Origin of the sequence: Arthrobacter sp. MP_M4 (assembly GCF_035984855.1) — a bacterium.
GTDB lineage: Bacteria > Actinomycetota > Actinomycetes > Actinomycetales > Micrococcaceae > Arthrobacter.
In genome coordinates, this window is sequence record NZ_JAXCHX010000004.1 from 15,791 (window position 1) to 27,600 (window position 11,810).

Genomic DNA, 11,810 nt, shown 5'->3' on the forward strand with positions numbered 1-11,810 from the left:
AGAAAAAGGAAAAACAATGATGTTGAACCGCAAGAGCACTGGCCAGAACGGCCGTTTGGCGGGAATGCTGGCTGTCGCCGCTGCCGCCGCGCTAGCCCTGACTGCCTGCAACAGCGGCTCGGGATCTGCCGGTGGCAGCAGCCCCGCCGCGGGAGGGGACCTGAAGATCACCTTCATCCCCAAGCAGCTTAACAACCCCTACACCGACGTGGTCCTGGGCGGAGGCAAGAAAGGCGCCACGGAAGCAGGCTTTGCCTCCTCCCAAGTCGTCGGACCGCTGGAGGCATCCGCCTCCAGCCAGGTTTCCTTCATCAATGCCGAAACGCAGGCCGGCACCAACGTCATTGTCATTGCCGCGAATGATCCGGACGCAGTCTGTACAGCGCTTGGCGAAGCCCGCACGGCGGGCGCCAAGATCGTTGCGTTCGACTCCGACGCCAACCCGGATTGCCGCGACGTCTTCATCAGCCAAGTGGTGGCCAAGGACGTGGCGCTGATCCAGACCAAACTGATTTCCGAGCAGATCGGAGGCAGCGGTGAAATTGCCATCCTGTCCGCCACGGCCAACGCCACCAACCAAAACGAGTGGATCAAATACATGGAGGAGGAGCTGGCTTCCAACCCCGCGTACAAGGACATCAAACTCGTGGCCAAGGTCTACGGCGACGACAACGACACCAAGTCCTTCCAGGAAGCCCAGGGCCTGATGCAGGCCCACCCGAACCTCAAGGGCATCATCTCACCGACCACCGTTGGCATCGCCGCCACCGCCCGGTACCTCTCCACCTCCGAGTACAAGGGCAAAGTTGCCCTCACCGGGCTGGGCCTGCCCAACGAAATGCGGCCCTTCGTCAAGGACGGGACGGTTAAGGAATTTGCCCTTTGGGATCCGGCCCAGCTGGGCTACGTTGCAGCTTTCGCCGGCAAGGCGCTCAAGGACGGCAAAATCACCGGCGCCGAGGGAGATACCTTCACAGCCGGCGAGCTGGGCGAACGCAAGGTTGAAACGGGTGGCCTCGTCATCGTCGGGCCGCCCACGGTCTTCAACGCCGCCAACATCGACAAGTACGACTTCTGAGCCGTTTCCCCCCGAGTCCATCGCTGCGCTGCCGGGCAGGCTGGCTACAGCCTGCCCGGCGCTACCCCCGCACCATCCTTTCCGGGAGCGGTGTCGCGAACCCCACCGCTTCCCTGTCCATGCCGGAAGGCACCACCACATGAACCAGAAACAACCGGCCGTCCGGCTGCTCCAGCCGCACCGGCGCCGGCCCACCCGCCTCGGCTTGGTCTCCGGCGGCCTCGCAGCCTACTGGCCCCAGTTTCCCGGGCTGCTTCCGCAACTGCAGGAATCCGTCCGCTACATCACCACCCGATTTCAGGAACTCGACGCCGACGTCGTGGACACCGGCTTCATTTCCGATGCGCAGGAAGCAGCCGCGGCGGGGGAAAAACTGCGGGTAGCCGACTGCGACCTTATCGTCATCTTCCTGACCACCTACCTGACATCCTCGATGGTGCTGCCGATCGCCCAGCGGGCCAAGACTCCGGTCCTGGTAATCGACCTGCAGCCCACCGAGGCGATGGACCACGCCAACTTCGACACCGGCAAATGGCTGGCCTACTGCGGGCAGTGCCCCGTCCCCGAGGTCGCCAATGTCTTCCGCCGCGCCGGCATCGACTTCCGGTCCGTGTCCGGACACCTGAAACAGGAAGCAGCCTGGGAACGCATCAGCACGTGGGTGCATGCAGCCGGCGTCCGCGCCCGGCTGCGGAATGCCCGCCACGGACTCATGGGACACCTGTACCCGGGCATGCTTGATGTCTCCACCGACCTCACCACCGTCTCCACCACCTTCGGCTCCCACATCGAGGTGCTGGAATTCGACGACCTCCGTGAACGGGTCAACGAGGTCACCAACGCCGAGGTCACCGACCGCATCAACCTCGCGCGGGAACTGTTCGTCCTGGACGCGTCCGTCGACAACGACGACTTCGCCTGGGGTGCCAAAGTTTCCGTCGGCCTGGACCGGCTCGTGGCGGACTTCGACCTTGATTCCGTGGCGTACTACCACCGGGGCCTCGCCGGCGAACAGCACGAACGCCTGGGCGCGGGCATGATCCTGGGCTCCTCCATCCTCACCGCCCGCGGCATCCCCATGGCCGGCGAATTTGAGCTGCGCACCTCCATCGCGATGCTGGCCGCCCAGGCCATGGGTGCCGGCGGATCATTCACCGAAATCCAAGCGCTCAACTTCTTTGACAACGTAGTGGAGATGGGCCACGACGGCCCCGCCCACCTGGCCGTGTCGGCGCAGCAACCGCTGCTCCGCGGGCTGGGCGTCTTCCACGGCAAACGCGGCTGGGGAGTCTCTGTTGAATTCGACGTCCGCAGCGGCCCGGTCACCACTTTCGGCCTGGGCCAGGACCCGGACGGCCGCTACGTGTTCATCACCTCCGAAGGTGAGGTAGTGCCGGGCCCGCTCCTGGCGATCGGCAATACGACCTCGCGGGTGGACTTCGGCGGTGACCCGGGACTCTGGGTGGACCGGTGGAGCCAGAGCGGCGTCGGGCACCACTGGGCCCTCTGCATCGGACACCGTGCAGCGGACATCAAGGCGGCAGCCTCGCTGCTGGGCATCGAACACCGGCACGTGGTCCTGCCATGAGCGTCCGCCGCGTCTGCTTCCAGCTCCAAGTCAAGCCTGAGCTCGTCGCCAAATACACGGCCCGGCACGCCGCCGTGTGGCCGGACATGCTCCGGGCCCTGAAATCCTCCGGCTGGAACAACTACTCGCTCTTCCTTCGCCCCGACGGGCTGCTCATCGGTTACTTCGAAACCGATGACCTTGCCCAGGCGCAGGCCCGGATGGCTGCCACGGATGTCAACGCCCGCTGGCAAGCGGAGATGTCCGGCTTCTTCGAAGACCTCAATGGCGCCCCGGATGAGGGGTTCCTCCACCTGACCGAAGTTTTCAACCTTGAGGACCAGCTGGCCGCCGCACCCGCCCTCACCCGGTCCAAGTCCCTAGGAGACTGACGTGTCCATTCCAACGAACGTGCTCACCACCCTCGAACACCAAAGCATTGAGCTGCCCTCCTGGGCGTTTGGCAACTCCGGTACCCGGTTCAAGGTCTTCGCCACGCCGGGGACCCCACGGTCCGTCGAAGAGAAGCTCGCCGACGCAGCCCAGGTCAACGCCCTGACCGGTCTGGCGCCGTCGGTGGCGCTGCACATCCCCTGGGACAAGGTTGATGACTTCGGTGCCCTGGCATCATTTGCCGAGGGACTGGGGGTCAAACTCGGAACAATCAACAGCAACACCTTTCAGGACGACGACTATAAGTTCGGCAGCCTCACCCACAGTGACCCAGCCGTGCGCCGGAAGGCCGTGGACCACATGTACGAGTGCCTGGAGGTGATGAACCTTACCGGCTCGCAGGACTTGAAGATCTGGCTGGCGGACGGCACCAACTACCCTGGTCAAGGCAACCTGCGGGCCCGCCAGGACTGGCTGGCCGAATCCCTGCGCAAAGTCTACGACCGCCTCGGCGAGGACCAGCGGATGGTGCTGGAATACAAGTTCTTCGAACCGGCGTTTTACCACACCGACGTGCCGGACTGGGGTACGTCCTACGTGCATTGCGTTGCCCTGGGTGAGAAAGCCAAGGTCTGCCTGGACACTGGGCACCACGCACCGGGAACCAATATCGAATTCATCGTCGCGCAGCTCCTGCGGCTGGGGAAACTGGGTTCCTTCGATTTCAACTCCCGCTTCTACGCCGATGACGACCTCATTGTGGGCGCTGCGGATCCGTTCCAGCTGTTCCGCATCATGCACGAAGTGGTCCGCGGCGGCGGCCTGGAGCCGGCCGCCGGGGTGGCGTTCATGCTGGACCAGTGCCACAACATCGAAGGGAAAATCCCCGGGCAGATCCGCTCCGTCCTCAACGTCCAGGAGATGACGGCACGGGCCCTGCTCGTTGACACGGCAGCCCTTGAGGCGGCACAGAACGCGGAGGATGTCCTCGCGGCGAACGCGGTGCTGATGGACGCGTTCTACACCGATGTACGCCCCGGACTGGCACAATGGCGCGAATCGCGGGGCCTTCCCGCCGATCCGCTGGCGGCATTTGCCGCCAGCGGATATCAGAAAAAGATCAATACCGACCGCCAAGGCGGCCACCAGGCCGGATGGGGAGCCTAGACCATGGCAAAATCCACTGTTGACCAGCTGGTAGCCCGTTCCCACCGCCTCGGCGCCGACAAGCGGAACACCAATTTCGCCGGCGGAAACACCTCCGCCAAAGGCACTGACAAGGACCCGGTCACCGGACAAGACGTCCAGCTCCTCTGGGTCAAAGGCTCCGGCGGGGACCTGGGCACCCTCACCGCTGACGGCCTGGCAGTCCTCCGCCTGGACCGGCTGCAGGCGCTGAAGGATGTCTACCCCGGAGTCGAACGTGAAGACGAGATGGTGGCGGCTTTTGACTATTGCCTGCACGGCAGAGGGGGCGCCGCCCCCTCAATCGATACCGCCATGCACGCTCTGGTGGACGCCGCCCACGTGGACCATCTCCATCCGGACGCGGGAATCGCGATCGCCACGGCCGCCGACGGGGAAGCCCTCACCCAAGAAATCTTCGGCGGCAAAGTCGCCTGGGTGCCGTGGCGCCGCCCAGGTTTCCAACTGGGCCTGGACATCGCCGCCATCAAAGACGCCAACCCGGAAGCCATCGGCACCATCCTTGGCGGCCACGGCACCACCGCATGGGGCGCCACCAGCGAGGACGCGGAAACGAACTCGCTGTGGATCATCGAGCAAGCCGAAAAGTACATTGCCGAACACGGCCGGCCCGACCCCTTCGGCCCGAAACTTCCGGGATATGCCGCCCTGCCGGAAGCCGAGCGCTCCGCCAAAGCGTCCGCCCTGGCACCGGTAATTCGCGGCCTGGCCTCCACCGACAAACCGGTGATCGGGCATTTCACCGACGACGCCGCCGTCCTGGACTTCCTCGAACGGGCCGAACACCCCCGCCTCGGTGCCTTGGGCACCTCCTGCCCCGACCATTTCCTGCGCACCAAGGTCAAACCCCTGGTCCTAAATCTGCCCGCAGACGCCTCACTCGAGGAATCGCTCAGCCGCCTGCGGGAACTGCACGCCGCCTACCGTGCGGACTACCAGGCCTACTACCGCCGCCACGCGGATGCCGCCAGCCCCGCCCTGCGGGGCGCGGACCCGGCGATTGTGCTGATTCCCGGCGTGGGGATGTTTTCCTACGGCAAGGACAAGCAAACCGCCCGGGTGGCAGGGGAGTACTACCTCAACGCCATCAACGTCATGCGCGGTGCCGAGGCCATCTCCCGCTACGCCCCGATCGAGGAAGCCGAGAAGTTCCGGATCGAGTACTGGGCGCTGGAGGAAGCCAAGCTGGCCAGGATGCCCCAACCGAAGTCCCACGCCACCCGCATCGCGCTGGTGACCGGGGCGGCGTCGGGCATCGGCAAAGCCATCGCCACCCGTCTGGCCGCAGAGGGCGCCTGCGTCGTCATCGCGGACCTGAACCTGGACAACGCCCGGGCCGCCGCGGCAGTGCTGGGGGACACCGACGTTGCCATCGGCGTCCAGGCCGATGTCACTGACGAGGCCCAGGTGGTGTCCGCGGTGAACGCGGCGGTCCTGGCCTTCGGCGGGCTCGACCTCGTGGTCAACAACGCGGGACTCTCCATCTCCAAACCGCTCCTGGAAACCACCGAGCAGGACTGGGACCTGCAGCACGACGTCATGGCCAAAGGCTCGTTCCTGGTCTCCAAGGCGGCTGCCAAAGTTCTCATCGACCAAGGCATGGGCGGGGACATCGTGTACATCTCCTCGAAAAACTCCGTCTTCGCCGGCCCCAACAACATCGCCTACTCCGCCACCAAAGCCGACCAGGCCCACCAGGTCCGGCTCCTCGCCGCCGAACTGGGCGGGCACGGCATCCGGGTCAACGGGATCAACCCCGACGGTGTGGTGCGCGGGTCCGGGATCTTCGCCGGCGGCTGGGGAGCCAAACGCGCCGCTGTCTACGGTGTGGACGAACAGGACCTCGGCAAGTACTACGCCCAGCGCACCCTGCTCAAGCGCGAAGTCCTGCCGGAGAATGTGGCCAACGCCGTCGCCGTGCTTACCGGCAACGAACTCTCGCACACCACCGGGCTGCATATCCCGGTGGACGCGGGCGTTGCCACCGCCTTCCTCCGATGACCGCTGCGCCTTCGGAGAGCGTAGCGTCGAACACCGGCAGCGTGTTCGCGGCCGTCGACATTGGCGCCTCCTCCGGCCGCGTCATCCTAGGCCGGATCACACAACAGGAGGGGAACGCGGGAGTTGTTCTGGAAACAGTCCACCGGTTCCCCAACGCAGTGGTGGAGTCCGACGGCGGCCTGCGCTGGGACTTCGCCGCACTGTTCACGGAGGTGCTCACCGGGTTGGCGGCTGCCGCGGCAGCCGCGGCGCAACGCGGGGACCGGATCGTGAGCCTGGGGATTGACACCTGGGCCGTGGACTACGGCCGGGTGGATGCTGCAGGCCAGCTGGCAGCACAGCCGTTCAGCTACCGGGACGACCGGAGCCGGGACGCTGTTGCTGCGGTCCACCACCGGCTGGACCCTGCACGCCTCTACGCGACCACGGGGCTGCAGTTTCTGTCCTTCAACACGATCTACCAGCTCGCCAGCGACGCGGATGTCTCCAATGTCCAGGCCCTGCTCATTCCGGACCTGATCGGGTTCTTCCTCACCGGACAACGCCGCACGGAGGTCACGAACGCCTCCACGACAGGGCTCCTCGACGCCGTCACAGGGGAGTGGGCCATGGAGTTCCGTACCGCACTTGGTTTGCCCCGGAATCTGTTCCCGCCGCTGATTCAGCCCGGTGAATCCCTGGGCAGGCTGCTGCCGGCCCTGGCATCGCAGCTGGGTTTGCCGGCGGAGACCAAGGTGGTCGCCGTCGGCTCGCACGACACAGCCTCGGCCGTTGTGGCAGTGCCGACGCAGACGGAGGACTTCGCCTACATCTCGTCCGGCACGTGGTCGCTGGTGGGCGTGGAACTGCAACACCCGGTTCTCACCGAGGCGAGCCGGCTGGCGAACTTCACCAACGAACGCGGCGTCGACGGCACCGTCCGGTACCTGCGCAACGTCGGCGGACTCTGGCTGCTCAGCGAATGCCAGCGGGCCTGGTCGGCCCAGGGCCGTACGGAGTCACTGGGTGCCCTGCTGGACAGCGCAGCAGCGTTGCCGGCCGGCGGACCGCAGGTCAACGCCGATGACCCGGCATTCACCGCCCCCGGCAACATGCCCGAGCGGATCCGCGCCGCAGCCCGCGAAAACGGTGCAGTCCTACCGGACGAGCCCGGAGCGGTCGTCCGCTGCGTCCTGGACAGCCTCGCGGCCGGTTATGCCAGGACCATCAACGACGCCGAACGTCTCACCGGCCGGGCCATCGCCGTCATCCACATTGTCGGTGGCGGGTCGCAGAACGGGGTGCTGTGCCAGCTCACCGCCGATGCCACCGGCAGGCCCGTCGTCGCCGGGCCGGTCGAAGCCACTGCCCTTGGAAACGTGCTGGTTCAGGCCCGTGCCGCTGGTGCTGTCCAGGGCGGCCTGGCTGAGCTGAGGAAGCTGGTTGCCGGCGGCACACTTCTGTCACGGTATTTTCCGGCCATCCCGGACGGCGGTGCACTGCCGCCCGTCACGCCCGGTCCGGCGTAGATGACCCCGGACCGGAACTCCGGGCATAGGTGCGGGACCGCTGGCTGGAAAGGGCGATAATCAGGAGGATGTCCAGGGAGAGTCCGACAAGGTTCGTCTCGAAGGTGACACTGGGGCCGCCGTTCAGCACCGCTGCGGCCTGTGCGGTAATAGCGACAACGCTCAGCAGCATGGCAGTGTCCCTGGCACGGTTTCCGCCCCGGAGGATGAGCCATGCCAGCAGCATCTCACCGAAGCCAAAGACCGCGATGACGGTGGCGGTGGCCGGCAGCGGCTCGTCGGCTGTCGTCGCCGTAGCGGCGGAGGCGTCGCCCAGCACCATTGACGCGGCGAGAACGACGGCTGCGATGCCCCGGAGGAAGACGAGGCAACCGCCGAAGAGCGTGGGCGCCGGGCGCATGCTTCGGCTGCCGGCCCGTGGGCGTTGGCCGTCCGTGCGGGCCCCTTTGACCCGAGTCAAGTCGACCACCGGCAGGTGCCCGTCCGTCGAGATGGTGTCACCACCGCCGTTACGCGCGTGGTAGCCGGTGGAGAAATCGCGGAGCACCACGACGCCGGCTTCGGTGACAGCCCGCCGCAGGGAGGCCAGCACGTAATCTCTTTCGTCGTCGGTGTTCTCCTCGATTTTGTGGGTGATCTGGAGTGTGAACAAGGACAACCCCACCGCGCGGTCATATGTTCCGGCCGCCAGCCAATCAACCCGGACTCCGCCCGGGAGCACCCATCCTGGCGGGCAGCGCCAGAAGCGGATATGGTGCCGTTTGCCGGGATTGCCGTCGATCTCCTGCTGATAGGCGAAGTCCTGTTGCCGGCCGAAGAGGAAGAGCGGACTGACGGGTGCTTCGTCGTAGCTTCGGCGCGTGAGGGTTGCGGTGATGATCCGCCGGCTGCTGGCCAGGTCGACGTCGTCAGCGAGCGTCCAGCCTGACCGTCGCATGGCGGCATGGACCTGGTTGTCGGTCCCGAGCAGCGCAAGGTTGACCGGGTCCCCCAACAGTCCGTCGCTGGTCCGGGCCCGGCCGATGAAGTAGTCGGGGAGGTAGATGCGCGTCAGGATCCGGTGCAGCCGGGGCAGCACCAGATAGGCAAGGACGGCCCAGAAGACGATCGCGAACCACAACCTGCCCCGTTGCAGGCTCTCCTCAAGCAGGATGGTCGCCAGCCAAACGGCGGCCACGCCACTGAAAACGAACAACCCGGTGTCCAACACGGTGTCCGTGTCCGGGTTGGGGCGCTGGCCCCGCCCGGACGTGCGCTCCGCTGTGGTCACGGCGTCGGCCCCTCGCCGGAGCGCCTGGTTCCCCGCGGAGACACCGTGATGGAGGCCACGCGTTCCAGGCGCGGGTGCAGGTGGTCTCCGTCATGAACCACCCCCGTCTGCCACCACAGTTTCAGCCCCTCCGGCGACACTTCCAGGTTGGCAAGGTTGTTGTCGAACCAGGGGCCCTTGATCCCGGACCAACGAAATGGCGGGTCCGGGACTTTGGCCGAGCGCGCCACCAAGGCCCCCACCGGCGTTGCCAGGCCGTAGGACATGACGGCCGCGAAGGACCGCATCAGCCGGGGAAGCGGGTTGCGGATGGGGGAGCAGACGGCCTGAACAATCCGGCTGCCCGAGGAGCGCTCCACCTCGGATACATACGAGTAGTGCACGTCCCCGGAGAGGAAAGCGATGGTTTCCGGTGCAGGCCCGCGCTTGCCGTCCGCAACATCGGCCACCATGGCCGCGACCTCCTGGAAGCTGTTCTGGAAGGCGCCCCAGTGTTCCAGGTCCAGCGCCTGGCGCAGTTTCTCGCCCACCCGGGCTGCGCCTTTCCCCCAGGCGCCTTGGGATAACGATTCATTCCAGGATTCGACGTAGTGCAGACCCATGGGCAGCAGAAACGGCAGAGATGTTGCCACGAGCACGTGGCGGAAACCGCCCCGCAACCGGTCGTCGAGCCAGGCCATTTCGGCCTGATCGACAAGGGCGCGGCGGGTTGGCGCCAGGTCCCGGGCGGCGCGCGAGTCCACCACGATCAGCCGGGTGTCCCCGAAGTCCCGGCTGTAGCTCCATCGGTAGGACTGCGGGTCCTGGTCGGCCCGGTCCGCGAACCTGTCAAGTTCCGCGCTTATGTCAATCTCGTCGTCGCCCGTGTGCGCCGTGATCTGCTGCCAGACGGCATCCGACGCCCGTTCCTCCGGCGACAGGTTCCCCAGATGCTGGTAGACCCAGTACGAGGCAAGCCCCGCGACGATCCGCTCATGCCACCAGGACGTGGCCTCCATCTTCTCCTTCCAGCTGTGCGAGGTGTTCCAGTCATCGCGGATGTCGTGGTCGTCGAAGATCATGGCGCTGGGCAGGGTGGAGAGCAGCCACCTGTTGGCCGGGTCGGACCACGCCAGATAGTAGAGGTGGGCGTACTCGTCGTAATCCTTCAATTCCTCCCCGGGAGGTTCGGTGATATCGCGTCGGGTGCGGATGAACTCCTGCATCTGACCGCTCGTCAGGTCCGCGTACACCTGGTCCCCCAGGAAAGCGATCAGGTCCGGCCACGGCAAGTCACCGCCGGAGGCCATCCGCAGGGCGTACGCGCGCAACGAGTCCACACCGTGGCTGCGGTTACCGGCTGCATCATGCGGGACACTTGTCCGGCAGGAGCCGAAGGCCATCCGTAGCGGTTTGCCCGTCTGCGGCGTCGCGACGGCCGGCGGCGGGAAGCCCGACGCGGGATCGGGCCAAGCCTCGGTTCCGTCGACCTCGACGACGTACGGCGTGACGGTCCCGGGCTCAAGTCCCTCCAGCTCCACTAACGCGTAGTGGTGTCCGTGGACCGAAAAAGTCGCGGCCTCCCAGGACGTGTCTCCGGCGCGTACAGAAACCCTGCCAGCGGCACGGGTCTCGACCCAGATGCTGGCCGACGTCTCATCCACGTAGCGCATTATCGGGCCGAGCACCAAGGGTGAGGTCGTCATGACTCATTTGTACCTGCTCGGCCCGGACGCTGCCATGGTCAGACAGAAAATGGTGCGCGGGACCGCCGGTGCGGGGCCGGGGTGGAGGTCCGGGTTGCGCGGGGGTGTCAGCGCCGGGGTGCCAGGGCGTAGGTTGCGGTGGCGTAGGCCAGGGCGGCGGCCATGTCCTTGAGCAGGTCCGCGTCGATATTGCCGGTCGTGTCGCAGGCCTGGTGGTAGCAGGAATCCAGGACCTTGCCCGCGACCCCGCCGAAGGACTGCACCTGGGCGCGGGTCTTCTCCTCCACATCGCCGCTGAACAACCCGCCGGCGGGAATACCGGCCTGCAGGAACGGATCGTAATCGGACCCGCCATCAAAGACCGTGCTCTCCGCCGGCAGCGAGTTCGCCTGGAAGAACCCGAGGAACACCTCCTCGATCTGCTTTGACCCGGCCGGGCCCGCGTCACCAAACTCCGACCCGTCACCATCGTGCACCGACCGCACCCCGTTCGGGGACGCCATCATGTCCACGTTCAGGTTCGCCATGGTCTGGCCCTTTTCCGCTTTACTCAACGCATCAACGTAGTGCTGGGACCCGTACAGGCCATCCTCCTCACCGCCCCAGAACGCGAACCGGATCCGGTTCGCCGGGGTAAACCCCGTCTCCTTCATCCACCGGGCAATCTCCAGGATCGCCGCGACCCCGGAGCCGTTATCGTTAATGCCCGGTCCCTCCGGCACCGAATCCAGGTGACCGCCCACCACCACCGTGTTCTCCGCGCTCCCGCCGGTATCGGCAATAATGTTGAAACTCTCCACCTGCTTCCGGTTCCTCCCCTCACCCCGGAACGAGAACGTCTGCCGCACCGGGGTGAACCCGGCAGCACGCAACTGCTCCTCCACATACCGGCCCGACGCCTCATACCCCGACGTCCCCGACGCCCGGTTCCCGCCGTTATCATCGGCAATGCGCTGCAACGCCTCCAAATGCACCCCCATATCCCGGCCCCGAAACGCCGCCAACACCGCCCCCGCATCCACCCCACCCGCAGGCTCCAACCGCGGAGCTGTCTCTTTGGACGCTTCGGCACGATCGGACGGGGAACTTGGCGGCGCACCCG

The 11,810-nt window shown here is 66.2% G+C and carries 9 protein-coding genes; 6 read left to right on the forward strand and 3 right to left on the reverse strand.

Features of this window, described 5'->3' with window-relative positions:
- The first annotated feature begins 16 nt into the window (after nucleotides 1-16).
- From rhaS to RCH15_RS05570, 6 genes are all read left to right on the forward strand, one after another.
- The gene (rhaS, locus tag RCH15_RS05545; RefSeq protein WP_326958869.1) at nucleotides 17-1,078 is read left to right on the forward strand and encodes a rhamnose ABC transporter substrate-binding protein; all 1,062 of its coding nucleotides are present in this window, start codon (nucleotides 17-19) and stop codon (nucleotides 1,076-1,078) included.
- Between the two features lie 139 nt (nucleotides 1,079-1,217).
- Complete coding sequence (locus tag RCH15_RS05550) at nucleotides 1,218-2,666, forward strand: L-fucose/L-arabinose isomerase family protein (RefSeq protein WP_326958870.1); 1,449 nt, start codon at nucleotides 1,218-1,220, stop codon at nucleotides 2,664-2,666.
- Nucleotides 2,663-3,037, forward strand: coding sequence for an L-rhamnose mutarotase (locus RCH15_RS05555; protein WP_326958871.1), 375 nt, complete (start codon nucleotides 2,663-2,665; stop codon nucleotides 3,035-3,037). Before RCH15_RS05550 ends, RCH15_RS05555 begins: the two co-directional genes overlap by 4 nt.
- 1 nt (nucleotide 3,038) lies before the next feature.
- Entirely contained in the window at nucleotides 3,039-4,205 is a 1,167-nt protein-coding gene (gene rhaI / locus RCH15_RS05560) for an L-rhamnose isomerase (RefSeq protein ID WP_326958872.1), read from the forward strand.
- Nucleotides 4,206-4,208: 3 nt separating this feature from the next.
- The gene (locus RCH15_RS05565) at nucleotides 4,209-6,245 is read left to right on the forward strand and encodes a bifunctional aldolase/short-chain dehydrogenase (RefSeq protein ID WP_326958873.1); all 2,037 of its coding nucleotides are present in this window, start codon (nucleotides 4,209-4,211) and stop codon (nucleotides 6,243-6,245) included.
- The gene (locus RCH15_RS05570) at nucleotides 6,242-7,753 is read left to right on the forward strand and encodes a rhamnulokinase (protein ID WP_326958874.1); all 1,512 of its coding nucleotides are present in this window, start codon (nucleotides 6,242-6,244) and stop codon (nucleotides 7,751-7,753) included. Before RCH15_RS05565 ends, RCH15_RS05570 begins: the two co-directional genes overlap by 4 nt.
- Here the strand turns inward: RCH15_RS05570 and RCH15_RS05575 are convergent.
- The 3 genes from RCH15_RS05575 to RCH15_RS05585 all read right to left on the reverse strand — a co-directional run bounded on the left by RCH15_RS05575 (nucleotide 7,734) and on the right by RCH15_RS05585 (nucleotide 11,682).
- Nucleotides 7,734-9,023 carry an LssY C-terminal domain-containing protein gene (locus RCH15_RS05575; protein ID WP_326958875.1) on the reverse strand — a complete coding sequence of 430 codons (1,290 nt, stop codon included), beginning with the start codon at nucleotides 9,021-9,023 and terminating at the stop codon, nucleotides 7,734-7,736. The two genes, RCH15_RS05570 and RCH15_RS05575, sit on opposite strands and share 20 nt — an antisense overlap.
- On the reverse strand, nucleotides 9,020-10,708 hold the full coding sequence (locus tag RCH15_RS05580) for an alkaline phosphatase D family protein (protein WP_326958876.1): 1,689 nt from the start codon (nucleotides 10,706-10,708) through the stop codon (nucleotides 9,020-9,022). The genes RCH15_RS05575 and RCH15_RS05580 overlap by 4 nt, the downstream gene beginning before the upstream one ends.
- 107 nt (nucleotides 10,709-10,815) lie before the next feature.
- Nucleotides 10,816-11,682, reverse strand: coding sequence for a M20/M25/M40 family metallo-hydrolase (locus RCH15_RS05585; RefSeq protein ID WP_326962247.1), 867 nt, complete (start codon nucleotides 11,680-11,682; stop codon nucleotides 10,816-10,818).
- Nucleotides 11,683-11,810: the final 128 nt, after the last annotated feature.